This is a genomic window from Acidovorax sp. CCYZU-2555, assembly GCF_018413525.1.
Lineage (GTDB): Bacteria > Pseudomonadota > Gammaproteobacteria > Burkholderiales > Burkholderiaceae_C > Comamonas.
The window spans coordinates 1-25,319 of sequence record NZ_JAHCDD010000062.1; the positions used below are offsets into that span (position 1 = coordinate 1).

24 protein-coding genes are annotated in these 25,319 nt (G+C 67.9%); 19 read left to right on the plus strand and 5 right to left on the minus strand.

Annotated elements, in window-relative coordinates:
• The 6 genes from KHY18_RS19465 to KHY18_RS19490 all read left to right on the plus strand — a co-directional run.
• On the plus strand, nt 1-512 hold a 512-nt coding region (locus tag KHY18_RS19465; RefSeq protein WP_502769251.1), incomplete at its 5' end, for a YuxH family protein.
• A gap of 152 nt (nt 513-664) precedes the next feature.
• Nucleotides 665-1,264 (plus strand): LysE family translocator, encoded by a 600-nt coding sequence (locus tag KHY18_RS19470; RefSeq protein WP_213303682.1) that lies wholly within the window; start codon nt 665-667, stop codon nt 1,262-1,264.
• Nucleotides 1,265-1,501: 237 nt separating this feature from the next.
• Nucleotides 1,502-2,686, plus strand: coding sequence for an aminotransferase-like domain-containing protein (locus KHY18_RS19475; protein ID WP_213303685.1), 1,185 nt, complete (start codon nt 1,502-1,504; stop codon nt 2,684-2,686).
• Entirely contained in the window at nt 2,686-3,627 is a 942-nt protein-coding gene (locus tag KHY18_RS19480) for a PhzF family phenazine biosynthesis protein (RefSeq protein WP_213303688.1), read from the plus strand. Before KHY18_RS19475 ends, KHY18_RS19480 begins: the two co-directional genes overlap by 1 nt.
• 85 nt (nt 3,628-3,712) lie before the next feature.
• Nucleotides 3,713-4,387: a histidine phosphatase family protein gene (locus KHY18_RS19485; protein ID WP_213303692.1), complete on the plus strand. Its 675-nt coding sequence runs from the start codon at nt 3,713-3,715 to the stop codon at nt 4,385-4,387.
• Between the two features lie 22 nt (nt 4,388-4,409).
• Nucleotides 4,410-4,889: a hypothetical protein gene (locus KHY18_RS19490; protein ID WP_249729243.1), complete on the plus strand. Its 480-nt coding sequence runs from the start codon at nt 4,410-4,412 to the stop codon at nt 4,887-4,889.
• On the opposite strand, the gene KHY18_RS19495 is transcribed toward KHY18_RS19490, so the two are convergent.
• Nucleotides 4,886-5,743: a creatininase family protein gene (locus KHY18_RS19495; protein WP_213303695.1), complete on the minus strand. Its 858-nt coding sequence runs from the start codon at nt 5,741-5,743 to the stop codon at nt 4,886-4,888. The genes KHY18_RS19490 and KHY18_RS19495 overlap by 4 nt on opposite strands.
• Nucleotides 5,744-5,804: 61 nt before the next feature.
• Here KHY18_RS19495 and KHY18_RS19500 point away from each other — a divergent pair, with 61 nt between their 5' ends.
• The 3 genes from KHY18_RS19500 (at nt 5,805) to KHY18_RS19510 (ending at nt 10,281) form a co-directional block, all read left to right on the plus strand.
• Nucleotides 5,805-7,268 (plus strand): MATE family efflux transporter, encoded by a 1,464-nt coding sequence (locus KHY18_RS19500; RefSeq protein ID WP_249729244.1) that lies wholly within the window; start codon nt 5,805-5,807, stop codon nt 7,266-7,268.
• A gap of 73 nt (nt 7,269-7,341) precedes the next feature.
• Nucleotides 7,342-9,564, plus strand: a complete 2,223-nt coding sequence (locus tag KHY18_RS19505; RefSeq protein WP_213303698.1) for a protein-disulfide reductase DsbD family protein — start codon at nt 7,342-7,344, stop codon at nt 9,562-9,564.
• 171 nt (nt 9,565-9,735) lie between these two features.
• On the plus strand, nt 9,736-10,281 hold the full coding sequence (locus tag KHY18_RS19510; protein WP_213303701.1) for a hypothetical protein: 546 nt from the start codon (nt 9,736-9,738) through the stop codon (nt 10,279-10,281).
• Between the two features lie 7 nt (nt 10,282-10,288).
• Here KHY18_RS19510 and KHY18_RS19515 read toward each other — a convergent pair whose 3' ends face one another.
• Together KHY18_RS19515 and gltS are read right to left on the minus strand one after the other, a co-directional pair.
• A complete protein-coding gene (locus KHY18_RS19515; RefSeq protein ID WP_213303704.1) occupies nt 10,289-11,131 on the minus strand; it encodes a GNAT family N-acetyltransferase in 843 nt (280 codons plus the stop codon).
• A gap of 280 nt (nt 11,132-11,411) precedes the next feature.
• Nucleotides 11,412-12,626 (minus strand): sodium/glutamate symporter, encoded by a 1,215-nt coding sequence (gltS, locus tag KHY18_RS19520; RefSeq protein WP_349630318.1) that lies wholly within the window; start codon nt 12,624-12,626, stop codon nt 11,412-11,414.
• Between the two features lie 270 nt (nt 12,627-12,896).
• Here gltS and hemE point away from each other — a divergent pair, with 270 nt between their 5' ends.
• The 5 genes from hemE to KHY18_RS19545 all read left to right on the plus strand — a co-directional run bounded on the left by hemE (nt 12,897) and on the right by KHY18_RS19545 (nt 18,135).
• Complete coding sequence (hemE, locus tag KHY18_RS19525; RefSeq protein ID WP_213303710.1) at nt 12,897-14,009, plus strand: uroporphyrinogen decarboxylase; 1,113 nt, start codon at nt 12,897-12,899, stop codon at nt 14,007-14,009.
• Nucleotides 14,010-14,129: 120 nt separating this feature from the next.
• Complete coding sequence (locus KHY18_RS19530) at nt 14,130-14,342, plus strand: hypothetical protein (protein ID WP_213303713.1); 213 nt, start codon at nt 14,130-14,132, stop codon at nt 14,340-14,342.
• 82 nt (nt 14,343-14,424) lie between these two features.
• Entirely contained in the window at nt 14,425-14,721 is a 297-nt protein-coding gene (locus KHY18_RS19535) for a hypothetical protein (RefSeq protein ID WP_213303716.1), read from the plus strand.
• Complete coding sequence (gene priA, locus KHY18_RS19540; RefSeq protein ID WP_213303719.1) at nt 14,718-16,859, plus strand: replication restart helicase PriA; 2,142 nt, start codon at nt 14,718-14,720, stop codon at nt 16,857-16,859. The genes KHY18_RS19535 and priA overlap by 4 nt, the downstream gene beginning before the upstream one ends.
• Before the next feature lie 232 nt (nt 16,860-17,091).
• The gene (locus KHY18_RS19545) at nt 17,092-18,135 is read left to right on the plus strand and encodes an asparaginase (RefSeq protein WP_502769294.1); all 1,044 of its coding nucleotides are present in this window, start codon (nt 17,092-17,094) and stop codon (nt 18,133-18,135) included.
• On the opposite strand, the gene KHY18_RS19550 is transcribed toward KHY18_RS19545, so the two are convergent.
• Nucleotides 18,132-19,082: an AEC family transporter gene (locus KHY18_RS19550; protein WP_213303722.1), complete on the minus strand. Its 951-nt coding sequence runs from the start codon at nt 19,080-19,082 to the stop codon at nt 18,132-18,134. The genes KHY18_RS19545 and KHY18_RS19550 overlap by 4 nt on opposite strands.
• A gap of 223 nt (nt 19,083-19,305) precedes the next feature.
• Between KHY18_RS19550 and KHY18_RS19555 the strand changes: the two genes are divergently transcribed.
• The 4 genes from KHY18_RS19555 (at nt 19,306) to KHY18_RS19570 (ending at nt 23,524) form a co-directional block, all read left to right on the plus strand.
• Nucleotides 19,306-21,372, plus strand: a complete 2,067-nt coding sequence (locus KHY18_RS19555; protein ID WP_213303724.1) for an ATP-dependent helicase — start codon at nt 19,306-19,308, stop codon at nt 21,370-21,372.
• Nucleotides 21,373-21,396: 24 nt separating this feature from the next.
• Nucleotides 21,397-21,843 carry a hypothetical protein gene (locus KHY18_RS19560; RefSeq protein ID WP_213303726.1) on the plus strand — a complete coding sequence of 149 codons (447 nt, stop codon included), beginning with the start codon at nt 21,397-21,399 and terminating at the stop codon, nt 21,841-21,843.
• Entirely contained in the window at nt 21,840-23,015 is a 1,176-nt protein-coding gene (locus tag KHY18_RS19565; protein ID WP_213303728.1) for a phospholipase A, read from the plus strand. Before KHY18_RS19560 ends, KHY18_RS19565 begins: the two co-directional genes overlap by 4 nt.
• Nucleotides 23,016-23,131: 116 nt before the next feature.
• Nucleotides 23,132-23,524, plus strand: coding sequence for a hypothetical protein (locus KHY18_RS19570; RefSeq protein WP_213303730.1), 393 nt, complete (start codon nt 23,132-23,134; stop codon nt 23,522-23,524).
• A 9-nt stretch (nt 23,525-23,533) separates the two neighbouring features.
• Here the strand turns inward: KHY18_RS19570 and KHY18_RS19575 are convergent, their stop codons facing one another.
• Nucleotides 23,534-24,007, minus strand: a complete 474-nt coding sequence (locus KHY18_RS19575; RefSeq protein ID WP_213303732.1) for a universal stress protein — start codon at nt 24,005-24,007, stop codon at nt 23,534-23,536.
• Nucleotides 24,008-24,102: 95 nt separating this feature from the next.
• Here KHY18_RS19575 and tgt point away from each other — a divergent pair, with 95 nt between their 5' ends.
• Complete coding sequence (gene tgt / locus KHY18_RS19580) at nt 24,103-25,275, plus strand: tRNA guanosine(34) transglycosylase Tgt (RefSeq protein ID WP_213303734.1); 1,173 nt, start codon at nt 24,103-24,105, stop codon at nt 25,273-25,275.
• The last annotated feature ends 44 nt before the right edge of the window (nt 25,276-25,319 follow it).

The following is a 25,319-nucleotide window of genomic DNA, read 5'->3' on the forward strand; positions in this document are numbered from 1 at the left end:
CCAACTCGGCCGCACTGGGCCTGCGCACCGGCGTCGATTCGCTGCGCCGCGGCCTGGTGATGCTGGGCTACGGCACGCTGCAGCGCTGGCTCGCCGACCAGCTGCCGCATGCCGACACCGAACCCGATCTGCAGCCGGTGCGCGCCGCGATGGTGATGCGCGGCCAGCTCACGGAACGCCTGGTCGAGGCCGGCATGGGCCACGAACTGCAGCGCGAAGTCTATTTGTGCGGCATGTTCTCGCAGCTCGATCTGCTGCTGGGCGAGCCGCTGGCCGGCAGCCTGCGCCGCCTGCCGCTGTCCGATCGCATCTACCAGGCGATCATCGGCAAGACCGGCCCCTACGCGCCCAGCCTGGCGCTGGCCCAGGCGCTCGAAACGCCCGACGGCGCCGCCATCCGCGCGCTGTGCCAGACGCACGAGATGGAACTCGAAAGCGTCAACCGCAACCTGCTGCGCATGCTGCGCGACGGCTGCGAGTCCGTACGCCCGATGCGCGCGGAACCACGCTGAGCCATCCCCGTTCGCCCTGAGCCCGTCGAAGGGTGAACAACCAGGGCTCGGGATGGGAGCGCGCGGCTTGCGTGAAAACACTCTAGGGCGGATGCCGCATTGCGCATACAGTGGCATCCACTGCCTACTTTTCTCCCCCTGCCCACGCGCCCATGCCCGCTGTCGAATTCACTGCCCTGCTGGTGCTGGCCGCCGCCATGAGCTTCAGCCCCGGGCCGAACACCACGCTCGCCACCACGCTGGCCGCCAACCATGGACTGCGGCCCAGCCTGCGTTTCGTCTGTGCCGTGCCTTTCGGCTGGTGCCTGCTGCTGCTGCTCACCGCCGCGGGCGTGGGCGCGCTGGTGCTGGCCGTGCCGGCGCTGCGCTGGGCGATCAAGGCGCTGGGCATAGGTTATCTGCTGTGGCTGGCGCTGCGCCTGAGCCGCTCGGGCCAGCTCGCGCAGGCGCAGGGCGGCGGCCTCGCAGTGCAGTTCTGGCAAGGCGTGGGCCTGCAGTTCGTGAACATCAAGGCCTGGCTGCTGATGCTGACCGTGGTCGCGGGCTGGGTCGCCGGCCATGCCGATGCCTGGCAGCGGCTGGCCGTGGCGCTGCCGGTCATGGCGTTCTTCGCGCTGACCAGCAATCTGCTGTATGCCTGCATAGGCGCGCTGCTGCGCGGCTGGCTGGCCCATGGCCGGCGCCTGCTGTGGTTCAACCGCCTGATGGCCCTGCTTTTGCTGCTGACCGCGGCCTGGATGGTGACCGCTTGAGCGCCGTTCGCCCCCCTGTGCACCAAAATTGCCATAGCCGCGCCTGTTGCCATTTTTTCGGTTTTGCACGCGATGGGCCCCGCAGGCGACAAAATGGGTGCATTGCTGGTGCGCCAGCGCGGACATTTACGCCGAGCCCGACGCTTCGCCCCCTCGCCAGCACATGCCCCACGACGGCGTGCCCCGATCCCAATCGCATTTCCGAATGCCGGTTTTAGCAAAGACAGAGAGATAGTTATGACGAATTGGACCCTGGCAGCGCGTGCGGCCAAGATGAATCCTTCTGCAATCCGCGAAATCCTCAAGCTCACAGACCGACCCGGCATCATCAGCCTGGCCGGCGGCTTGCCTTCGCCCAAGGCGTTTCCGCTGAGCGCCTTCACCGAAGCCTGCGCCACGGTCATGGCCCGCGACGGCGCGACCGCGCTGCAGTACTCGACCAGCGAAGGCTTCGCGCCGCTGCGCCAGGCCGTGGCCGATCTGCTGCCCTGGGACGTCAATCCCGACCAGGTGCTGATCACCACGGGTTCGCAACAGGCACTGGACCTGATCGGCAAGGTCTTCCTCGACAAGGACAGCCGCATGCTGGTCGAGACGCCCACCTACCTCGGCGCGCTGCAGGCCTTTGCGCCGCAGGAGCCGATTGCCGTGAGCGTGGCCAGCGATGACGAAGGCATCCTGATCGACGACTTCGTCGCCCAGGCCGGCACCGGCGCCGACAAGGCCCGCCTGGCCTATGTGCTGCCCAACTTCCAGAACCCCACGGGCCGCACCATGAGCGAAGCGCGCCGCGCGGCGCTGGTCGCCAAGGCCGCCGAACTCAACATTCCGCTGATCGAAGACAACCCCTACGGCGACCTGTGGTTCGAAGAAGAGCCACCGCTGCCGCTGGCCGCGCGCAATCCCGAAGGCGTGATCTACATGGGCTCGTTCTCCAAGGTGCTGGCTCCCGGCCTGCGCCTGGGCTACCTGGTCGCGCCGCTGGACGTGTACCCCAAGTTCCTGCAGGCCAAGCAGGCCGCCGATCTGCACACGCCCGGCTTCAACCAGCGCGTGGTCGCCGAAGTCATCAAGGACGGCTTCCTCGACCGCCATGTGCCGACCATCCGCACGCTCTACAAGGCGCAGCGCGACACCATGCTGACCGCGCTGACGCGTGAAATGGAAGGTCTCGACGTCAAGTGGACCCGCCCCGTCGGCGGCATGTTCCTGTGGGTCACGCTGCCCGAAGGCATGGTCGCCCAGACACTGCTGGCCGCGGCCGTCGAACGCCACGTGGCCTTCGTGCCCGGCGCGCCGTTCTACGCCGAGCATGCCGATCCGCGCACGCTGCGCCTGTCCTATGTGACCGCGTCGAGCGACGAGATCAACACCGCCATCGCCGCGCTGGCCGACGCCATCCGCGCAACGCTCAAAGCGTAATGCCGGCGCCGCGCACTCGCGCTTTCGCGCAGGTCGACGTGTTCACGCAGGTCGCGCTGCGCGGCAATCCGGTGGCCGTGGTGCTCGACGGCGAAGGTCTGGACGACGCCGCCATGCAGGCGTTCGCGTCCTGGACCCAGCTGTCGGAAACCACGTTCGTGCTGCCGCCCACCGCGGGCGCGCGCGCGCAAGGCGCCGACTACCAGCTGCGCATCTTCACGCCCGGCGGCGAACTCGCGTTTGCGGGCCACCCGACGCTGGGCAGCTGCCACGCGTGGCTGGCCCATGGCGGCCAGCCGCAGTCGGCGCAGCATATCGTGCAGGAGTGCAAGAAGGGGCTGGTGACGATTGCCCGCCGCGACGGCGCACTGGCATTTTCCGCGCCCTCGCTGGAACGCAGCGCACCCGCGCCCGACTTGCTCGCCGCCGTGTGCCAGGCGCTGGCGCTCGCGCCCGGGCAGGTGCTCGCGGCCCAGCAGCTCGACAACGGCACCCAGTGGCTGGGCCTGCTGCTCGACAGCCCCGACACCGTGCTCGCGCTGGACCCCGACCACGCGCGCCTCAAGGCGCTGCGCCAGAAAGTCGGCGTCGCCGCGCTCTATCCAGCCGAAGACGACAGCGGCCCGGCGCTGGTGCGGCGCTCCAGCCGCGAAGCACGCGCGTTTGCCTCCACCGCGGCGCCCGCAAGGCCCGCGGTACAGCTCGAAGTGCGCGCCTTTGCCGCGGCCACGGGCGTCAACGAGGACCCGGTCACGGGCAGCCTCAACGCCGGCTTCGCGCAGTGGCTGATCGCCGAAGGCCGGCTGCAGGCGCCCTATGTCGCCAACCAGGGCAGCTGCCTGGGCCGCGACGGCTGGGTGCATGTCAATGCCGACGACCAGGGCCAGCTCTGGATAGGCGGACATACCGTGGGCTGCATCCAGGGTTCGGTGCTGCTGTAACGCCCGGTCCCGCAAGTGACAGCGGGCGTGCGCCCCGTCGCTTGCGTGACTTGCGCCGCCGCGCGCCCTGCCCACAATCGCGCCCATGGGAACCCTCTACCTTGTGCGCCATGGCCAGGCCTCGTTTGGTGCCGATGATTACGACCAGCTCAGCGCGCGCGGCCACGATCAGGCGCGGCGCCTGGGCGAGTATTGGCGCGAGCGCGGCATGGTGTTCGATGCGGTGCTGGTCGGCACGCTGCGCCGCCACCGCCAGACGCTGGACGGCATAGGCGAAGGCCTCGAAGGCTTGACCGCGCCGGTCACCGCCCTGCCCGGCCTCAACGAATACGACAGCCATGCGCTGCTCACGGCAATCCACCCGCAGCCCCTGCCCCGGCCCGACACGCCCGAACTGTATCGCCAGCATTTCCGCCTGCTGTGCGACGCGCTCGCGCAGTGGATGGCCGGCGTGATCAGCCCCAAGGGCATGCCCAGCTGGGACGACTTCTCGGCGGGCGTGCACGGCGCGCTCGAACAGGTGCGCCAGCAGCATTCCGGCCAGAACGTGCTGCTGGTCAGCAGCGGCGGCCCGATCTCGGCGGCCGTGGGCCAGGTGCTGGGCACCTCGCCCGAAGCGACGATCGCGCTCAATATGCGCATTCGCAACAGCGCCGTGACCGAGTTCAGCATCAGCCCGCGGCGGCTCATGCTGCAGACGTTCAATACGCTCAATCACCTCGACAGCGACGCCCACCGCGATTGGGCAACCCACGCCTGAACCACATGTTGTACAAAGTGGCATGACCGCCACTTCCACCACGAATGCCGTCCCACCCTGCGTGACCCTGCATCTGGGCGCCGTGCAGGGCTGGCTCGCGCTCTCCGACGACGAGCGCCACGACCTGCCGCTGGGCCTGCACACGCTGGCCCAGTACCGCTTCAAGGGAAAGATGCCCGATGCGCTGGCGCTGGAGCAAGGCATAGAGGAAGTCGAGGACGCGATCATGCCCGCCGGGCCCTGGCTGCCGCGGCCCGTGCGGCTGCAGACGCACGATGCGCTGCTGCACGACATCGCGCGTGTCGCGACGGCCGACAAAGTGCTCACGCGCGACGCCGTGGAGCAGTTGTTCGAACGCCTCGCGCGCCAGGCGCAGCGCGCCGGCCCGGCCGATGCGCTGCTGCCGCAGGACCCGGTCTGGGCCGCGGCGCTGCTGGTGTTGCGCGAATGCCTGCACCATTGGCAGGTGAGCGAAATCCACCTCGCGGGCGTCAATCCCTAATAAGGCTTGGCTTCGTCGACCAGCGTCGACGCGGGCAGCGCATGGATCTCCTGCAGCAGTTGCACCAGCCCCCTTGCCGAAGCCTCGACCATGGCCTGGCCGCGCTCGGCGGTCGCGGCCGCGGCGTTGCCTACCGCGCCCGCGGGGTTGTAGTCCTGTATCGCCCAGCCCATCTTGGCGCTGCGGCCATTGCCCAGCAGCGCGTACTGCTTTGAACGGTCTTCCGACGTGGAGGCGAAATTGCGCGCCTGCACCATGTCGACCGTGCCCGGCGCGAGATGCAGCATCATCGAAGTCTCGACTTCGCCGCCGTGAATGCCGAAGCGGTGTTCGTGCGCGCAGAACTGCTGGTTGGCCGCATCGCCCGCGAGCCCGAACCAGCTCGTGCTGTAGACCAGCAGCCGGTGCTTGACGCGCAGTTCGCGCGCGACGATGTCCATGGCGCTGACCTGGCCGCCATGGCCGTTGAACAGCAACAGCTTGCGCACGCCCGCGCGCGCCACGCAGGCGCCGATTTCGCTCCACAGCGCGATCAGCGTCGCGGGCTCCAGCGTCAGCGTGCCGGCGTAGGCCTGGTGCTCCATGCTCAGGCCTATGTTCTGCGGCGGCAGGCACAGCAGCGGCAGTTCGGGCGGCAGCAGCGCCAGCGCGGCGTCGAGCACGCCCTGGGCCAGTGTCGCATCGACCGACAGCGGCAGGTGCGGCCCATGCTGCTCGACGGCCGCGACCGGCAGCAGCGCCACGGTATCGGCCGCGAGCCCGTTGGTTTGCGCCAGCGCGAAGTCGCGCGCGGACGCCTGGGCCCACCAGCGCGAAGGCCAGCGGGGCGGGGATGCAGAAGAGGTCGCAGACATGTTCGCCATGGTAGTGCAGATGGCTGACAGCGGACCGCGACCGAACCACGCACAATGCGCCATGGCATCCACTACCCGTGACCTTACCCAAGGCCCGATCGGCAAGACCCTGCTGGTCTTTTCGCTTCCCATCCTCGCCGGCAACGTGCTGCAATCGCTCAACGGCTCGATCAATGCGATCTGGGTCGGGCACTACCTGGGCGAGGCCGCGATCACCGCCACGGCCAATGCCAACAACCTGCTGTTCGCGCTGATCGGACTGATGTTCGGCATAGGCATGGCCGCGACCATCCTGGTCGCCCAGGCCATGGGCGCGCGCAACCTGCCCCAGGCCAAGCGCGTCATAGGCACCAGCGCCACGCTGTTCGGCGCGGCCTCGATAGGCATTTCGGTGCTGGGCTGGCAGTTTTCCGGCCATATCCTGGCGCTGCTGGGCACGCCGCCCGAAGCGCAGCCGCTGGCCGTGGCTTATCTGCGCGTGATCTTTCTCGCGATTCCGCTGCTCTATCTGTTCACTTTCGTGTCGGCCGTGATGCGCGGCGCGGGCGACACGCGCACGCCGTTCTATTTCCTGCTGCTGGTGGTGCTGCTCGACACCGCGCTCAACCCGCTGTTCATCTTCGGCTGGGGGCCGGTGCCGGCCATGGGCATTGCCGGCTCGTCCATGGCGACACTGGTCGCGCACAGCATAGGCTTTGCGGCGCTGCTCGCCTGGCTGCGCTGGCGCGCGCATCCGCTGTGGATAGGTTCGGCCGAGCTGCACCTGTTCGTGCCCGACGGTCGCATCCTGCGCGCGCTGATCGTCAAGGGCCTGCCCATGGGCGCGCAGATGGTGCTGATCTCGATGTCCATGCTGATGCTGATGGGCATGGTCAACAGCCATGGCGTGCAGCTGTCGTCGGCCTATGGTGCGTCGCTGCAGCTCTGGACCTATGTGCAGATGCCCGCGATGGCCATAGGCGCGGCGTGTTCGTCGATGGCAGCGCAGAACGTGGGCGCGGGGCTGTGGAAGCGTGTCGACGCAACGGCGCGCGCGGGCGTGCTGTGCAATGTGCTGATGACCGGCACGCTGATCGCGCTGGCGGTCGCCGCCGACCGCCAGGTGCTGTCGCTTTTCCTGCCCGACGGCAGCGCGGCGCTGGAAACCGCGCGCCACCTCAACCATATCGCCATAGGCTCGTTCCTGTTCTTCGGCGTGACTTTCGTGATTTCGGGCGTGGTGCGCTCCACGGGCGCCGTGGTCGCGCCGCTGGTGATCCTGGCGCTGGCGCTGTGGGGCGTGCGCGTGCCGTTCGCGCAGTGGCTGCAGCCCATCCTGGGCGTGGACGCGATCTGGTGGAGTTTCCCGGTCAGCGCGGCCTGCGCGATGCTGCTGTCGCTGGGCTATTACCGCTGGGGCGGCTGGCGCAAGGCGCGCATGCTCACGCCGGCCGCAGACCCGCTCGCCACGCCGGCCGAAGTCGGCGGCCTGCCGCCGTCGCCTGTCTGCTCGCAGTCCGACGACAGGCTTGCGACGGCACGCTGATGCGCGGCGCGCTACCATCCCTCAAGCCTGTTGCGGAACCAAACCGCCTCCGCCGGGCTCCCACCTTGCGAACATGACCTACCGCCTCTCCTCCTCCCGGCCCTGGGCCGCAGCCTGGCTGCTTGTCCTGGCCCTGCTCACGCTCGGAGCAGCGCCAAGCAGCTTCGCCCAGATTCAATTGCTAGGCAGCAGCCAGGCGTCCGGGGGCGCGGTCGTCACCACGCCGCGCGTGCGCGCGGAGCTGGTCGCCCATGCGCCAGACGGCGTCACGCCCGGCCAGCCGCTGTGGCTGGGCCTGCAGATCACGCATCAGCCCGAGTGGCACACCTACTGGAAGAACGCCGGCGACTCGGGCCTGCCCACGCAGCTGCAATGGCAGCTGCCCGCAGGCCTCGAAGCCGGTGAAATCGACTGGCCGCTGCCCGAAGCGATTCGCGTCGGCCCGCTGGTCAACTATGGCTATGAAGGCCAGTTGCTGCTGCCCGTGCCGTTCAAGGTCGCCGCCGACTTCAAGGCCCCGGCCGGCGACACCGTGACCCTGCGCCTGCACGCGAGCTGGCTGGTGTGCCGCGTCGAGTGCATTCCGGAGGAAGGCGACTTCACGCTGCAGCTGCCGGTGCGCGGCGCCATCGCGATGCACGCCCAGGCATTCGCCGCGGCCCAGGCGAACCAGCCCACGGCGCTGGCGGGCCAGAGCACGGCCAAGGTCGACGGCGCGCGACTGCAGGTGCGCATCGCGGGCCTGCCTGCGTCGCTGCAGGGCAAGGAACTCACGCTGTTCCCCGAAACGCCCGAAGTGCTGGAGCACGCGGCCATTGCCGGCAGCGGCTGGACCCAGGCCTGGGACGGCGCGGTCTGGACCGCCGACTGGCCGCTGTCGGCGATGCGCGGTGAAACGCCCAAGGAATTGCCGTTCGTGCTCGCACCCGTGGCCGCAGCCACTGACGGCCCGGTCGCCTGGCGCACCGTGGCCGCGGTCGAGGGCCGCTGGGACAGCGCGCCCGTCGCCGGCGTTTCGCCCGCGCTCGCCGCGGCGCTGGCCGCCAATGCACAGCAGCCCGCGGCCGCGCCGCCCGCATCGGGCACTTCCGGCTTCTGGATGGCGCTGCTGGGCGGACTGGTCGGCGGGCTGATCCTCAATCTCATGCCCTGCGTGTTCCCGGTGCTGGCGATCAAGATCGTCGGCTTCGCGCGCCACGGCCAGGACCGGCGCGCGCTGCGCATCGGCGGCCTGGCGTATGGCGCGGGCGTGCTGTTGTCATTCCTGGCGCTGGGCGGCCTGCTGCTCGCGCTGCGCGCGGCCGGCCAGCAACTGGGCTGGGGCTTTCAGCTGCAGTCGCCTGGCCTGGTCGCGGCCATGGCCGTGCTGTTCACGCTGCTGGGGCTGAACCTTGCCGGCATGTTCGAGTTCGGCCGCATGCTGCCCCAGCGCTGGGCCAGCGCCCAGGTGCGCAACCCCGCGGGCGAAGCGTTTCTTTCGGGCGTGCTGGCCGTGGCCATCGCCTCGCCCTGCACCGCGCCGTTCATGGGCGCTTCGCTGGGCCTGGCGATCGACATGCCCGCGGCCCAGGCGCTGACGGTGTTCGCCGCGCTGGGCGTGGGCATGGCCCTGCCCTATGTGCTGGCGAGCTTCCTGCCCGCGCTGGTGCGCTGGCTGCCGCGCCCCGGCGCCTGGATGGAAACGTTCCGCCGCGCCATGGCGTTCCCCATGTTCGCCACCGTTGCCTGGCTGGTCTGGGTGCTGGGCCAGCAAAGCGGCATCGACGGCGCGGGCGCGCTGCTGGTGCTGCTGGTCGCGCTCAGCGCGCTGGTCTGGGCGTTGACGCTGGGCGGCAAGACCCGCTGGCTGCTGGGCAGCAGCCTGCTGCTGGCCACGCTGTGGCTGGGCAGCGCCGTGGGCCCGCACATCACGCGTGCCGCGGCCGCCGAGAGCGCGCCCACGGCCAGCGCCAGCGCTGCCGAGTGGCAACCCTGGTCGGCCGAACGCGTGAGCAGCCTCACGGCCGCGGGCACGCCGGTGTTCGTCGACTTCACCGCGGCCTGGTGCGTGACCTGCCAGGTCAACAAGCACACCACGCTCAACCGCGACGACGTGCGCGCCGATTTCGCCGCGCGCGGCGTCACGCTGCTGCGCGCCGACTGGACACGGCGCGACCCGGCGATCACGCAGGCGCTGGCCGCGCTGGGCCGCAGCGGCGTGCCGGTCTACGTGCTGTATGCGCCGGGCAAGCCGCCGCATGTCATGACCGAGCTGCTGTCGCCCGCCGAAGTGCATGGTGCCTTGCAGGCGCTCTAGGGATTTACCCTTTCCGGCATGGGCGCGCTCCCCGTACCGGGAAGCAGCGTCAGCGTAAACCTACAAACACAGGCCGTTTGATCGGCCTAGACTGAACGCACGCTGCACCTTCTTGCAGCGCGCCGGAGTCGCAGTCCAGGCGTACCGGCGTCGACCTTCAGGAGGTTTGCCATGACCGCTACACTGCGCCACCATTCCCCCCACAGCGACGATCGCCATTCGCACCCGGACAAACACCTGCTGCCGCGCCGCTGGCGCTACGGGCTGCTGGCGCTGCTGGTCGCCTGCCTGGCAATAGCGGGCGCGGTCGTGCCCGCGGTCTGGAATCTGCTGGATGTCTTCGACCAGTTGCCCAAGATCGCCTGGTTCCAGGATCTGCTCGCGCGCTCGCCGGCCGTGAGCTGGTCGCTGATGCTGGTCTGGGGCACGGCCGTCTCGATCGCGCTGCTGTCCCTGCTGTCGCTGCGCAACGGCTGGCAGGGCGTGCTGCTGGTCGGCGCGCTCACGCTCTGGGCCGTGACCTGGTACGTGCACATGCCGCATGTGGAGCAATGCCATGCGATGTACGGCACGGGCAATATCTGCAACACCTGGCAATGGGTGTTCACCATCAGCCTGTCGCTCGCGACCGCGCTCTATATGTTCGTGATCTTCCTGCTGAGCCTGTCGGCGCTGGGCCTGCTGTTCACGCAGCCCGACGAAACGCCCGACGAGTGAAGCGGCTTCAGCCGTGCTGGCGCCGGTAGCGCGCGGGCAGGTCGGCGATGCGCGCCATCAGCGGCAGGTCGGCAGTCTGGAAGTCCGGGTCCCAGGCCGGAGCCCCCAGCACTTTCGCGCCCATGCGCAGATAGCCCTGGATCAGGGCCGGCGGCTGCACATTGGCTGCGGCCGGCGTGCCGCGGCCTTCGGCCGGCAACGGCAAGGCGGTATAGGGCTTGACCTGCATCGCGGGCTCGGCCAGGTAGCGGGTGCGCAGCTGTTGCCAGATGCTGGCCGCGCCTTCACCGTAGGCCAGGCCGGGGTGATACATGGGCATGCTCGCGCAGCCCAGCATGGCTTCGAGCCGGTTGCGCTGCATGAACTCGGCCAGCGCGCCCCACAGGGCGATGATCGTCGCGCCGTTGCGCCATTCGGCATGCACGCAGCTGCGGCCCAGCTCGACCAGGCGCGGGCGCCATTCCTCTATGGGGGCGAGGTCGAATTCAGTGTCTGAGTAGAGGCCGCCCGCGCGCCGCGCTTCGGCCGGCGTCAGCAGACGGTAGGTGCCGACCACGGCCTGGCTCACCGGATCGCGCACCAGCAGGTGTTCGCAATAGGCGTCGAAGTGATCTATATCGTGGCCCGCGAGTTCGGTGGGCAGGCGTGCGCCCATCTCCTGTACGAACACCTGGTGGCGCAGGCGCTGGGCTTCGCGCACTTCGTCCTGGTGGCGCGCCCACTGCACCAGCAGACGCGCGGGAGGCCTGGTCTCCACAGGAGGCCGCAGCAGGGCGGGCAGCGCCCGGGGCTGGTAGACGGGCATCGATGCCCAGTCTCCGATCGGCATGGCTTGCAGGTTCTCGTCCATACATTCTCCCCGACGCGCAGCGTTGAATTGGCGTGATACCGGGGGGGATCGGGTGGGTGACGGGTGACCGCGTCACTCCCCTTTTTTTCAGCCCCGGCTCACGCTATGCATTGTTGGCGCGCGATGTGACAGGGGCGTGATGGAGCGGTGACAGTTGCGTGTCGAGGGGGATGCCCGCCCTTCGACAGGCTAAGGGCGAACGGTGGTTGAGGGCGCGCAGGCTCGCTCAAAGCGAATGGAAACGGCAAAACAAGGGAAAGGGAGGCGTTGCGCCCCCCTCTCATCTCGCCAACCATTGAATAACCAGCGCATTGACGATATCGACAAAGAACCCGCAGACCAGCGGCACGACGATGAACGCGCGGTGGGCAGCGCCATGGCTGTGGGTCACCGCGGTCATGTTGGCCATGGCCGTGGCCGTGGAGCCCAGCGCGATGCCGCCAAAGCCCGAGCAGATCACGGCCGCTTCGTAGTCGCTGCCCATGCAGCGGAATACCACCCAGACGGTGAACGCCACGGTAAGCAGCACCTGCAGCACGAGCACGCTGAGCACAAAGCCCATCACGCCGTCGAGCATCCACAGCTGCAAGCCCATCAGCGCCATGGTCAGGAACAGCCCCAGGCAGATATCCGAAATCAACGCCAGGCCCTGGCGTATGCCCTGCCAATGCTGGGTATCGCCGTTGCCGCCGACCAGCCAGCGGCCCAGCAGGTTGCGCAGCAACATGCCGGACATCAGGCAGCCGACAAACATCGGCAACTGCAGACCGATTTCGTGGAACAGCGGGGTGATCACTTCGCCCAGCAGCAGCGCCAGGTTGAGCCACAGCAGCGCGCGCAGCACGCCCATATAGTCCAGCGGCGGGCTGTGCTCTGCCGTCACGCCGACATCGAGCGCGCCCACGCCGCCGATCAGCCGGTGGCGGCGCATCAGGTAGCTGGCCACCGGGCCGCCAATGGTGCAGGCCACGATCAGCCCCACCATGTTGCTGGCCATGCCCAGCTCGACGGCGTTGGCAATGCCCAGGCGCTCGACAAAGTCCGGCCCCCAGGCCAGGGTGGTGCCTATGCCGCCGGTCAGCGAGATCGAGCCGGTCATCAGTCCGGCGCGCGGATCGAGACCGAACACGCCGGCCACGCCCATGCCCAGCAGGTTCTGCAGCACGATGAAACCCGAGGACAGGCCCAGCAGCCACACCACAGGCTTGCCGCCCTCGCGCAGCGTGCGCAGATCCGACTTGAGCCCGATGCCGGCGAAGAAATACAGCAGCAGCATGTCGCGCACGCCGAGGTCGAATTCAATGCGCAGGCCCAGCACCATATAGGCAGCCCCAACCACGCAGGCGCACAGAAAGCCTCCGACCACCGGCTCGGGAATGCTGTAGCGGCGCAACAGCGCCGATTGCTGGCTCACCTTCTGCCCGACGAAAAACAGCAGGATGGCAAGCGTGAAGCTCTGGAAAGCAGGTATGGCGAGCGTTTCAGGCAGATGCACAAACATTTCCAACGTCAGGCAGCGCACCGGAAATCCGGCGCAAAAAAGTCCATTGTGCCTGCGCGCAAAGACAAACGCCTGCGCGCATGCGTGCCCCAGGGCCAGCGTGCGACATGCGCGATCCGTTAAACTCCCTGATTGTCCGACCCAACCATTGACCGCTTGACCAGACCCGAAACCGGCCTGGCGCAGGCGCCGTCCATGGCCGCCGGCTGGCCCCTTGCGGGCCCAGCATCCGGCCCGGCCCAGCCCCCTTTGTGAGTGAGCACCATGTCTTTTGCCCCCCTCCAAAACGACACTTTCCTGCGCGCCTGCCGTCGCCAGGCCACCGATTACACCCCGCTGTGGCTGATGCGCCAGGCGGGTCGCTACCTGCCTGAATACAAGGCCACGCGCGCCCAGGCCGGCAGCTTCATGGGTCTGGCGACCAACGTCGACTATGCGACTGAAGTCACGCTGCAGCCGCTGGAGCGCTTTCCACTCGATGCCGCGATCCTGTTCAGCGACATCCTGACCATTCCCGACGCCATGGGCCTGGGCCTGAGCTTCGAGGCCGGTGAAGGCCCGCGCTTTGCCAAGGTGGTGCGCGACGAGGCCGCCGTGGCCGAACTCGCCGTGCCCGACATGGACAAGCTCAGCTACGTGTTCAACGCCGTGACGTCGATCCGCCGCGCGCTCAACGGCCGCGTGCCGCTGATCGGCTTCTCGGGCAGCCCCTGGACGCTGGCCTGCTACATGGTCGAAGGCCAGGGCAGCGCCGACTACCGCCTGGTCAAGAGCCTGATGTATGCGCGCCCCGACCTGATGCACCGCATCCTGCGCGTCAACGCCGACAGCGTGGCGGCCTATCTCAATGCGCAGATCGACGCCGGCGCCCAGGCCGTGATGATTTTCGACAGCTGGGGCGGCGTGCTCGCCGATGGCTGCTTCCAGGAGTTCAGCCTGGCCTACACGCGCCGCGTGCTGTCCCAGCTCAAACGCACGGGCGTGGACGGCACCGACGTGCCGCGCATCGTCTTCACCAAGGGCGGCGGCATCTGGCTGCCCGAAATGAAGGACATGGACTGCGAAGTGCTGGGCCTGGACTGGACAGCCAATCTGGGCAAGGCGCGCGCGATTGTCGGCGGCGACGTCGGCGGCCCGGGCAAGGCCTTGCAGGGCAATATCGATCCCAACGTGCTGTTCGCCCCGCCCGAGCAGGTCGCGGCCCAGGCGCGCGCCGTGCTCGACAGCTTTGGCAAGCCGCATACCGACCGCAGCACCACCGGCCCCACGCATATCTTCAACCTGGGCCACGGCATCAGCCAGTTCACGCCGCCCGAACATGTGGCCGCGCTCGTCGAAACGGTGCACAGCCACTCGCGCGCGCTGCGCCAAAACTGACCGATTTGCGCTTCGCCGCGGCGGCGCCGGGCGAAGCGCTTGAGGCTTGCAGTGCAGGCCAGGGTGAGCGAGCGCCCACCTTGAGCCGTCATCAGTTATGCACAGCGATGGGGCAGCCTGGTGCAGGCGCTTGTGGTGCAACGGCTGCGGCACGGATGCCTTGAAACCCTTGAAGAAAACACGCAAGTCGTTGATTTAAAACAATATTCCCCAACAGCCGCTGAACTCTCCTACAGCGTCCGGCAAGAAATTGCGCAAGCGGGCGGTTTCAACCCCGGCGCTTGTGCACAAAGTTATCCACAGAAACTTCAGAAATTAGCAAATAAACTCTGAAATCAAGGACTTGCGGCTGGTTTCTCGTTTTTTTCTGCGAAACGCTCAGGGTTTGGCCCGAAAACTAGTGGATTTCAGGCGCTTGACACCAACCCGCATTCCGACTTATGCACATCAGCGGGCGATCGAAAAAGCCGCCAGGGAGGCTGTCATGCCACCGTCACAGGTGTTGCAGCCCCCATGCAAGCCCTTGTTTTATAAAGAGAAGCCGTGCCGGCCACAAAACGAAAAAAGCGACACCGAACACCGCAAAAGCTTTCCTGCCTGCACAAGCCCTGACAATTCCCACAAAGTTATCCACAGAAAATCGCTGAAAAGCAGGGAATCCGCTGATTTCCTAACCGAGCGCTTTCTGCCTTCCTTTTACCCGCCGCAATGACCGCCCAGTTTCCCGTCCAGATTGCCCTGCAGATGCCGGCCCACAGCGCCGTCGGTCACCTGCTGACCTACGCGGCCAGCACGCGTCTGGCGCCGGGAACGCTGGTGCGCGTGCCGCTGGGCAAGCGCGACATGCTGGGCGTGGTCTGGGACGACCCGGCCGCGGCCGAAGACCCGCCCGCAGCGGAATCGACCTTGCAGCTGCGGCCCGTGACCGGCGTGCTCGAAGGCATTGCGCCCTTGCCCGACGCCTGGCGCCGGCTGGTGGCGTTCGCCGCGCGCTACTACCAGCGCAGCATCGGCGAAATCGCCATGGCCGCGCTGCCGCCGCAGCTGCGCGAACTCACGGCCGAGCAGCTCGCACGGCGCCTCAAGCCGCCCAAGACCGCGCCCGCGGCGCCCGCCCCGGGCGTGGCGCCCGCGCTCGTGGCCTTGAGCTCCGAGCAGGAGCAGGTGGTGGCGCAGATTGCGCAGAGCGCCGCCGCGGCCCGTCCTTTCCTGCTTTACGGCAGCACGGGCAGCGGCAAGACCGAGGTCTATCTGCGCTGCGTGCAGGCCGCGCTCGACGCCGACCCCACGGCCCAGGCGCTGGTGATGGTGCCCGAGATCAACCTCACGCCCCAGCTCGAAGCGCGCTTTGTCGAGCGCTTCGCGCCGCAGTACGGCGCGTCGGCCGTGGTCAGCATGCACAGCGGCATGACCGGCCCGCAGCGCCTCAAGAGCTGGCTCGCGGCACACACGGGCCAGGCGCGCATCGTGCTCGGCACGCGCATGGCGGTGTTTGCCAGCCTGCCTGGCCTCAAGGTCATCGTCGTCGACGAAGAACACGACGCGAGCTACAAGCAGCAGGAAGGCGCGCGCTACTCGGCGCGCGACCTGGCGATCTGGCGCGCGCGTGCCCAGGGAGCGCAGGTCATCCTGGGCAGCGCCACGCCGTCGTTCGAGAGCTGGCACGCGAGCCGCCCGGCCAGCGAGCAGGACCCGGGCGGGCGCTATCTGCGCCTGCACATGCCCAGCCGCATCGGTTCGGCGGCCCTGCCCAAGGTGCGGCTGGTCGACATGACCCAGCAGCCCAGGCGCGCGGTGTTCTCGCCGCCGCTGCTCGCGGCGATCACCGAGCGCGTGCAGCGCGGCGAGCAAAGCCTGGTGCTGCTCAACCGCCGCGGCTTCGCCCCCGTGCTCTATTGCGCCGACTGCGAATGGAAAAGCGACTGCCCGCATTGCAGCGCCCACCAGGTGTTCCACAAGGGCGACCGCACGCTGCGCTGCCACCACTGCGGCTTCACGCAGCGCGTGCCGCATGCCTGTCCCAGCTGCGGCAACCCCGACATCCTGCCGCTGGGCAAGGGCACGGAGCAGCTCGAGGAAGAACTCGCGCGCCTGCTGCGCAATGTGCAGCGGCCCGACCATGAACCGGCGCGCGTGGCGCGCATAGATGCCGACACCACCAAGGCCAAGGGCGCGCTCGAGGAGCAGCTCGCGCAGATGCATGCGGGCGACATCGATGTGCTCGTGGGCACGCAGATGGTCGCCAAGGGCCACGATTTCCGCCGCATCACGCTGGTCGCGGCCGTGCAGCCCGACAACGCGCTGTTCTCCAACGATTACCGCGCCGCCGAGCGGCTGTTCTGCCTGCTGATGCAAGCCGCGGGCCGCGCCGGGCGCGACGCCGACTATCTGCAGGCCAGCGGCAGCCGTGCCGAAATGTGGATACAGACGCGCGACCCGCAGCACGCGGTGTTCAACGCGCTGCGCACCCACGACTATCCGGCGTTCGCCGCGCAGCAGCTGCAGGAACGCGCGGACGCGGGCATGCCGCCGTTTGCCTACCAGGCGCTGGTGCGCGCCGACGCCCGCACCCAGGAAGACGCCCAGGCCTTCCTGCTGGCTGCGAGCCAGGCCGCGCGCGACGCCCAGCTGCCGGGGCTGGACGACGTATTCCTGTTCCCGCCGATTCCCATGACCATCCAGCGCGTGGCCAACGTCGAGCGCGCGCAGATGCTGATAGAAAGCCTGGACCGCACGGCGCTGCAACGCTTCCTGCACGCCTGGCAGCCGTTGCTGCACCAGCTGCGCGCCCAGCCCCAGCACCGACCTTTGGTGCGTTGGCTGGTCGATGTAGACCCCTTGGCGATCTGACAGGGAACTGTCAAGGGCATTTTGTTACTGGGGTCTGCTCTTGCCAAGGCGTGGGCGGCAGTGCATTGTCAGCGGCTGACGTTCCGCGGGACCCCGCGGCGCGCACCACCCTGTGCTGGAGCCAATAACTATGACTGCTTCCACCCCTTCCCTTTGGCGTCTGGCGGTATGCGCCGGCGCCCTGGCCCTTGCCGCGTGTACGACCGCCCCGCCACGCGACAGCATGGCCGCGATGCCGGCCGCGGCACCTGCCGCCAGCGCCCCCGCCGCTGCCGTGACCACGTCGGCCCTGCCGCATGTCGTGGTGCTCGCCACGGGCGGCACCATTGCGGGCGCGGGCGCTTCGGCGGCAAGCAGCGCAACCTACCAGGCGGCCAAGGTGCCGGTGGAGCAGTTGCTGATCGGCCTGCCCGAACTGGGCAAGGTGGCTCGCGTCACGGGCGAGCAGGTGTTCCAGATCGCTTCCGAAAGCTTCACCAACCAGCAGTTGCTGACGCTGGCCCGGCGGGTGCAGGAGCTGGTGCGCCAGCCCGACGTGCAAGGCGTCGTCATCACCCACGGCACCGACACGCTGGAAGAAACCGGTTTCTTCCTGAACCTCGTGGTGCAGACCGACAAACCCATCGTGCTGGTCGGCTCCATGCGTCCGGGCACTTCGCTGTCGGCCGACGGCGCGCTCAACCTGCTGGGCGCCGTGAGCGTGGCCGCCAGCCCTGACTCCGTGGGCAAGGGCGTGCTGGTCAGCATGGCCGACGAGATCCACACCGCGCGCGACGTCGCCAAGCTCACCAACATCAAGACCAGCGCCTTCGCCAGCGCCTGGGGCCCGCTGGGCATGGTGGTCGAAGGCAAGACCTACTGGTTCCGCGCACCCGTCAAGCGCCACACGCGCAACAGCGAGTTCAGCATCGAGCGCATCACCACGCTGTCGGCCGTGGACATCGTCTACAGCTACGGCAATGTGCCGAGCACGGCGATCGACGCGCTGGGAGCGGCCGGCGTGCAGGCCATCATCCACGCGGGCACGGGCAATGGTTCGGTCGCCGACCGCATCGTGCCGCGCCTCACCGACCTGCGCAGCAAGGGCGTGGTCATCATCCGCAGCTCGCGCATTCCCGGCGGCTTCGTGCTGCGCAATGCCGAGCAGCCCGACGACAAGTACGACTGGGTCGTGGCGCATGACCTGAACCCGCAAAAAGCCAGGCTGCTCGCGGCCGTGGCGCTGACGCAGACCAAGGACACACGCGAACTGCAGCGCATCTTCTGGGAGTATTAACCTCCCGTCATCAACGCCACGGCGCCCGAGAAGGTCACAAAGGCCAGCGCCGTGCTGACCAGGATGATGCGCGCCACGCGCCCGCCGTGGGCGCCGAAGCGTTCGGTCAGCAGCGCCACGTTGCTGGCGCTGGGCAGCGCCGCCAGCAGCACCAGCACCACCAGCGCCTGCTCCGACAGCGGCACGCCCAGCGCGATTGCCGCGCGGCCCGCGAGCCACACCAGCAGCGGGTGGGCAATCAGCTTGGCCAGCGCCACGGGCACATAGTCGCGCGCCGGCACGCGCTCGTGGGCGTTCATCTGCGAGCGCGCGAGCACCGCGCCTATGGTGAACAGCGCCACGGGCGAGGCCGCGTCGCCCAGCATGGCCAGCGTCTGCTCCACGGGCTGGGGCAGCGTCCATTGGGCCCATGAGGCCAGCGCGCCCAGCGCGATCGCCCAGGGCATGGGGTTGGCGGCCATGCCTTTGAGCGCATTGCGCAGCGCCACTCCCACGCCTCCTGCCATGCCCAGGCGCGACAGCGCTATGCACAGCGAGGTGGTGACCAGCATGTCGAGCGCCATGGTCAATATCACTGGGCCCGCGCTGTGCGCGCCGAGCAAGGCCACGAGCAGCGGCACGCCCATGAAGCCGGTATTGGGAAAAGCCGCGACCAGCGCGCCGAACGCCGCGTCGTTCCAGCCCAGGCGCCGGCGCGTGAGCGCCACCACCGCACCGACCAGCACCAGGGCGCTGACCAGATAGACGCCGGCCACGGCCGGATCGAGCAATTGCGCGATCGGCGTGCGCGCGCCGAAGCGGTAGAGCATGCAGGGCAGCGCGAAATACAGCACGAAGCTGTTGAGTCCCGCGATCGCCGACAGCGGCAGAATGCCGCGCCGGGTGGCAACAAAGCCACACAGCACCAACGCGAAAAACGGCGAAGTAACCAGCAGAACGGACAGCATGGCGACGATCAATCAAGGGAGAGCTGGCGGCATGCCAACCATGGCCGCGAGTTTGGCACGAACTGTTACCTCGATGACACACCCATGCCCACTCCGGGCATGCTGCACTGCAACACCAATCCAGGCCCCAGGCCAGTATCATGCGTGCTGCCCCGCGCCGCGCACGCCGGCGCGCCGCTCGCCCTCTCTTTCTGTCTTCCAACCGCCGATCCCCTCCCTGCCTATGTCCGCCGGTCTCAATCTTGCCCAGCTCCAAGCTGTCCACTACACCGAAGGCCCTTGCCTGGTGCTTGCGGGCGCGGGTTCGGGCAAGACGCGCGTGATCACGCACAAGATCGGCCGGCTGATCGACACCGGCCTTTCCCCGAAGCGCATCGCCGCGATCACCTTCACCAACAAGGCCGCGGCCGAAATGCGCGAGCGCGCCAAGGGCCTGATAGGCCGCGCCGCCAAGGATGTGCTGATCTGCACTTTCCACGCGCTGGGCGTGAGGATGGTGCGCGAAGACGGCCAGGCGCTGGGCCTCAAGCCCCAGTTCAGCATTCTTGACTCCGACGATGTGGTCGGCATTCTCAAGGACGCGGCCGGCGGCACCACCGATGTGGCGACTGCGCGCCAATGGCAGTGGACCATCAGCAAGTGGAAGAACATGGGCTACAACAGCCGCGAAGCGCTGGCCATGGCCCAGGACGACAGCGAGCGCAGCGTCGCGCTGCTGATGGCGCGCTACGAGGAGCGCCTCACGGCCTACCAGAGCGTCGACTTCGACGACCTGATCGGCATGCCGCTGCGCCTGCTGCGCGACCACCCCGAAGTGCGCGAGAAATGGCAAAAGCTGCTGGGCCATGTGCTGGTCGATGAGTACCAGGACACCAACGCCACGCAATACGAGCTGCTCAAGCTGCTGATCGGCGAGCGCGGCCATATCACCGCCGTGGGCGATGACGACCAGTCAATCTACGGCTGGCGCGGCGCGACGCTCGACAACCTCAAGAAGCTGCCGCTCGACTACCCGCAGCTCAAGGTCATCAAGCTCGAGCAGAACTACCGCTCGACAAGCGCCATCCTGCGCGCCGCCAACAATGTGATCCAGCCCAACCCCAAGCTGTATCCGAAGACGCTGTTTTCGGAGCTGGGCGAAGGCGATCCGGTGCGCGTGGTCGATGCCGACTCCGAGGAACACGAAGCCGAGCGCGCCGTGGCCCGCATCCAGACGCTGCGCGCGGCCAGCAACCCGCCGCCGAACTGGAAAGACTTCGCCATCCTCTACCGCGCCAACCACCAGGCCAAGCCGTTCGAGAAGGCGCTGCGCAAGGCTGCGATTCCCTACAAGGTATCGGGCGGCACCAGCTTTTTCGACCGCGCCGAAGTCAAGGACCTGTGCGCCTGGTTCCGGCTGTGGATCAACAACGACGACGACCCGGCTTTCCTGCGCGCGATCACTTCACCCAAGCGCGGCATAGGCCACACCACGCTGGGCAAGCTCGGCGAGTTCTCGACCCAGCACAAGCTCAGCATGTTCGGCTCGCTGTTCAGCAGCATGCTGCCCGCCGTGCTGCCGACCAAGGCGCATGACAGCGTGATGGAGTTCGGCCGCTATGTGAACGACCTCGAATACCGCGCGCGCCAGACGCTGGGCGCCGAGGATTCGCGCGCCTTCCTGACCGACTGGCTCAAGGAAATCGACTACGAGAAGCACATCTACGACAGCGAAGACAGCGAGACCGTCGCCGCCGCGCGCTGGAGCAATGTGCTCGAGTTCTGCGACTGGATGGCGCAGCGCGCGGGCGGTCAGGTCGACGACACCAGCGGCAGCGTGATCACCAGCGAGAAGAAAAGCCTGCTCGAAGTCTCGCAGACGATTGCGCTGCTCTCGACGATCAGCGAACGCGAGAAAGAGCAGGACATGGTGATCCTGTCGACGCTGCACGCCTCCAAGGGGCTCGAATGGCCGCATGTGATGCTGGTCGGCGTGACCGAAGGCATGCTGCCGTTCAAGCTCGACGACGACAACGGCCGCCAGGAGAAAGTCAGCGACGAAACCGCGCAGCGCCTGCAGGAAGAGCGCCGGCTGATGTACGTGGGCATCACGCGCGCCCAGCGCAGCCTGGCCGTGAGCTGGACCAAGCGCCGCAAGAAAGGCCGCGAAATGGTCGCCGCCATGCCCAGCCGCTTCATCAAGGAGATGGGCCTGGACCAATCCACCGCGCGCGAAGACCCGCGCGAGAAGCTGCGCCAGCTGCGCGCCGAATTCGCGCGCAAGGCGGCGCTGCAGACGCCTGCCCCCTGATCCCTGATTCCGACATTTATGCCCTTGTCCCTTTCCTCTTTCCTGCGCTGCATTGCGGCGACCGCCCTGCTGCTCGCCGGCAGCGCCTTCGCGCAGACCGCGCAATGCGTGGACGCCACCGAGGCCAGCCACCAGACGCTGCTGGGCCGCTGGAACGCCGAATTCACGCCCGCGGCCGACACGCCGCCGGCCCAGGCCACCACGGCCCGCCTTGAACTCACGCCCCACCCCGAACTCGCGGCCAGCGTGCGCGGCCGGCTGCAACGCGCGGGCGGCGAAGCGCTGCTCGCCGGCGATGTCGACCAGGGCGACTTCACGCTCGAAGAATCAATCAACGGAACGAATATCAGCGCGACCTGGATTGGCCAGGTCGTCGCAGACAGTTGCGGCAAGGAAATTCGCGGAACATGGACACAGGAAAACCCTCCACTCGCCCTTTCTTTCGTGCTGCGCAAGCAGCCCGGAGAATGAACGCGTTCAACGCGCCCACGCTCGCCGCCGCCGCGGTCTGGAGCCTGCTGTCGCTGCCCGCCGTGGCCGCGCCCGGCAGCCCGGTCAGCAGCACGCCCACGGATGCCTGGCGGCTGTGCACCGCGGCCGTCGATGGCGCCGAGCGCCTGGCCTGCTTCGACGCATGGGCCGACAAGCAGCCCTGGCAGGCCCCGGCCGCCAGCGCGCAGACGCTGCCCGCGGAGCCCACCTTGCCGGTGCCCGCGCCCATCGTCGCGACATCGGCCGCGCCGCTCACTGCCGACCCCATGCCCGCCGACCCCGTGGTGCGCGGCTGCAACGACGCCAAGTACAGCGCGATGACGCGCTTCTGGGAGCTGACCGAAGGCACGGACTGCGGCACGTTCGCCGTGCGCGGCTACCGCCCCATGTCGATCTCGGCCGTGGCCAGCAACAGCGTCAACCGCCAGCCTTCGTCGCCCGCACCCGACCACCAGAGCACGACCGCCACCGACTACCGCAGCACCGAAACCCGGCTCAACATCTCGGTGCGCACCAAAATCGCCAAGGGCCTGTTCGCGCACACGCCCGAGCGCAAGGATTCGCTGTGGTTCGGCTATACGCAGCAGTCGTACTGGCAGGTGTTCAGCCCCGACCTGTCGCGGCCGTTCCGCACCACCGACCACGAGCCCGAAGTGATCTACGTCTACCCGCTGTCGCTGTCGCTGCCCGGCGGCTGGAACTGGGCCTATGCGGGCGGCGGCCTGGTGCACCAGTCGAACGGCCAGAGCCTGCCGCTGTCGCGCAGCTGGAACCGCTGGTATCTGATGACAGGCCTGGAAAAAGGCAACGACTTCGCGATCACCAGCCGCATCTGGAAGCGCGTCAACGAGGGCGCACTCAGCGATGACAACCCCAACATCAGCGACTACCTGGGCCGCGGCGAACTCACCGGCACCTGGAATCCCAACCGCGTGCACACGCTGAGCGCCACGGTGCGCAGCTCGCTGGGATCGACGCCGCGCGGCTCCCTGCGGCTCGAATGGCTGCGCACGCTGGGCGACGGCATAGGCGGCGGACGCAGCAATCTGCGCCTGCACACGCAGCTGTTCTCGGGCTATGGCGACAGCCTGATCGACTACAACCGCAAGCGCACGGTATTCAGCGTAGGCTTCAGTCTTCTTGATTTCTGAGTTCGCGACGGCAGCGCGCACAGCGCTGCCACCGCGAACAGCCCGACTTTCGCACCGCTTACCCGACTTTGTAACGCCCGCAAGGCCGCGCAGAATGGGGGCTTGAAGGAGGATCGATGGATCAGCAATACCAGCTCAAGGCCGGCCACTATTACCTGTACGACATGCGCGACACGCCCAGCGCAGTCACGGGTGAGCGCCGCTTTCGGCTCAGGACAGAGACCGTGGCCATCGCATTCGACCTGCACACCGGTGAAGTCCACCAGCACGGCACGCCCACGCGCATCCACTCCTGGGCACTGACCGCGCGCCGGCGCCTGCGCGCCGCCGGGGCCTGGGACTCGGCAGACGACATCGTGGTCGTCTCCGGCCCGCTGCCCGTCGATGAAATCAACAACTGCCTGCGCATCAGCGGCTATTGCCGGCGCATGTTCCAGCGGCTTGCAAGCCTGCCGCATGGCAAATGGCAGGCCGGCAAGACGGCGTCCAGCCAGTCTCGCCGGGCCTGACTGCGCGCTTTACTCCTCGTCGAGCACATCCTGCGCATCGGCCAGATCCGCGGGATCGGGATGCTTGACGATGGTGACGGGCACCTGGCTCAGGCGCGCGACTTCGCGTGACACCGAGCCGATCAGCGCGCGGCGCACGCCGCCCTGGCCCCAGGCGCCGATGACGATCATGTCGCAACCGTTGCGCTCGGCCATGTCGACCAGCGTAGGCGCGGGTTCGCCCAGGCCGACTTCGGTTTCATAGCTCGCGCCCGCGGCCTCGACCAGCGCCACGGCGGGCTCCATCAGATGACGGCCCGCGGCGACGCTGGCGCGTGCGATCAGGTCGGGGTCCTGGGTCGCGAGCTCGAACAGCGAGGCTTCCTGTTGCACATGGGCGAGCACCAGGCTCGCATGCAGCCCCTGGCGCACGAGCTTCACGCCATGGCGTACGGCGTCGAGCGAGGGTTCCGATCCATCCACTGCGATCATGATTCTGAGCATCTAGGCCTCCGCAAGTTATCGATACCCCAGTGTGCCAGACCCCGGGCTTCCCCTCGGCAAGCACGGCCCACGGGCAGTCTGGGACAATGGCGCCCATGCTGCAGTTCGAAACCCTCCAAAACGACCCCTCCAGCCACGCGCGCCGTGGCAAGCTCACGCTCAATCATGGCGTGGTCCAGACCCCGATCTTCATGCCTGTGGGCACCTACGGCACCGTCAAGGGCGTGATGCCGCGCAGCCTCGAGGAAATGGGCGCGCAGATCATCCTGGGCAATACCTTCCACCTGTGGATGCGCCCCGGACTCGACATCATGGAAAGCTTCGGCGGCCTGCACGGCTTCGAGAAGTGGAACAAGCCCATCCTGACCGACTCGGGCGGTTTCCAGGTCTGGAGTCTCGGCGCGATGCGCAAGATCACCGAGGAAGGCGTGCATTTCGCTTCGCCGGTGAACGGCGACAAGCTGTTCATGTCGCCCGAAGTGAGCATGCAGATCCAGACCACGCTCAACTCCGACATCGTGATGCAGCTCGACGAGTGCACGCCCTATGAGACCAAGGGCCACCTCACGACGCAGGCCGAAGCGCGCAAGTCGATGGAAATGAGCCGCCGCTGGGCCCAGCGCTCCAAGGACGAATTCGCCCGCCTGGAGAACCCGAACGCGCTGTTCGGCATCGTGCAGGGCGGCATGTTCGAGAACCTGCGCCAGGAATCGCTCGACGCCTTGGTCGAGATGGACTTCCCCGGTTACGCCGTCGGCGGCGTGAGCGTGGGCGAGCCCAAGGACCTGATGCTGCAGATCATGGCCCACACGCCCCACCGCCTGCCCGCGCACAAGCCGCGCTATCTGATGGGCGTGGGCACGCCCGAAGATCTGGTGCAGGGCGTGGCCGACGGCGTCGACATGTTCGACTGCGTGATGCCCACGCGCAATGCGCGCAACGGCACCATCTTCACGCGCTTCGGCGATTTGAAGCTGCGCAATGCACGCCACAAGACCGACCACCAGCCCATAGACACCACCTGCACCTGCCACGCCTGCGCGGGCACATCGGGCGTGAGCTGGGACGACGGCGGACGCGACGGCTTCTCGCGCGCCTACCTGCACCATCTCGACCGTTGCGGCGAGATGCTGGGCCCCATGCTGACCACCATCCACAACCTGCACTACTACCTGCGCCTGATGCAGGAAGTGCGCGATGCGCTGGACGCCGGCACTTTTGCGGCCTTCCGCGCACAGTTCAAGAGCGACCGCGCGCGCGGCGTCTGAGACCCTGAGGGCGACCGGGGTAAGCGGCTACTTCGGGCGCAGCG

What these genes read in the sequence shown, in the direction of transcription:
- KHY18_RS19470 (WP_213303682.1), top strand. Translation starts at nt 665, where the DNA reads ATGCCCGCTGTCGAATTCACTGCCCTGCTGGTGCTGGCCGCCGCCATG.
- priA (WP_213303719.1), top strand. Translation starts at nt 14,718, where the DNA reads ATGACCGCCCAGTTTCCCGTCCAGATTGCCCTGCAGATGCCGGCCCAC.
- KHY18_RS19480 (WP_213303688.1), top strand. Translation starts at nt 2,686, where the DNA reads ATGCCGGCGCCGCGCACTCGCGCTTTCGCGCAGGTCGACGTGTTCACG.
- KHY18_RS19475 (WP_213303685.1), top strand. Translation starts at nt 1,502, where the DNA reads ATGACGAATTGGACCCTGGCAGCGCGTGCGGCCAAGATGAATCCTTCT.
- hemE (WP_213303710.1), top strand. Translation starts at nt 12,897, where the DNA reads ATGTCTTTTGCCCCCCTCCAAAACGACACTTTCCTGCGCGCCTGCCGT.
- tgt (WP_213303734.1), top strand. Translation starts at nt 24,103, where the DNA reads ATGCTGCAGTTCGAAACCCTCCAAAACGACCCCTCCAGCCACGCGCGC.
- KHY18_RS19550 (WP_213303722.1), bottom strand. Translation starts at nt 19,082, where the DNA reads ATGCTGTCCGTTCTGCTGGTTACTTCGCCGTTTTTCGCGTTGGTGCTG.
- KHY18_RS19515 (WP_213303704.1), bottom strand. Translation starts at nt 11,131, where the DNA reads ATGGACGAGAACCTGCAAGCCATGCCGATCGGAGACTGGGCATCGATG.
- KHY18_RS19555 (WP_213303724.1), top strand. Translation starts at nt 19,306, where the DNA reads ATGTCCGCCGGTCTCAATCTTGCCCAGCTCCAAGCTGTCCACTACACC.
- KHY18_RS19485 (WP_213303692.1), top strand. Translation starts at nt 3,713, where the DNA reads ATGGGAACCCTCTACCTTGTGCGCCATGGCCAGGCCTCGTTTGGTGCC.
- KHY18_RS19570 (WP_213303730.1), top strand. Translation starts at nt 23,132, where the DNA reads ATGGATCAGCAATACCAGCTCAAGGCCGGCCACTATTACCTGTACGAC.
- KHY18_RS19565 (WP_213303728.1), top strand. Translation starts at nt 21,840, where the DNA reads ATGAACGCGTTCAACGCGCCCACGCTCGCCGCCGCCGCGGTCTGGAGC.
- KHY18_RS19505 (WP_213303698.1), top strand. Translation starts at nt 7,342, where the DNA reads ATGACCTACCGCCTCTCCTCCTCCCGGCCCTGGGCCGCAGCCTGGCTG.
- KHY18_RS19575 (WP_213303732.1), bottom strand. Translation starts at nt 24,007, where the DNA reads ATGCTCAGAATCATGATCGCAGTGGATGGATCGGAACCCTCGCTCGAC.
- KHY18_RS19500 (WP_249729244.1), top strand. Translation starts at nt 5,805, where the DNA reads ATGGCATCCACTACCCGTGACCTTACCCAAGGCCCGATCGGCAAGACC.
- KHY18_RS19490 (WP_249729243.1), top strand. Translation starts at nt 4,410, where the DNA reads ATGACCGCCACTTCCACCACGAATGCCGTCCCACCCTGCGTGACCCTG.
- KHY18_RS19545 (WP_502769294.1), top strand. Translation starts at nt 17,092, where the DNA reads ATGCCGGCCGCGGCACCTGCCGCCAGCGCCCCCGCCGCTGCCGTGACC.
- KHY18_RS19510 (WP_213303701.1), top strand. Translation starts at nt 9,736, where the DNA reads ATGACCGCTACACTGCGCCACCATTCCCCCCACAGCGACGATCGCCAT.
- KHY18_RS19495 (WP_213303695.1), bottom strand. Translation starts at nt 5,743, where the DNA reads ATGTCTGCGACCTCTTCTGCATCCCCGCCCCGCTGGCCTTCGCGCTGG.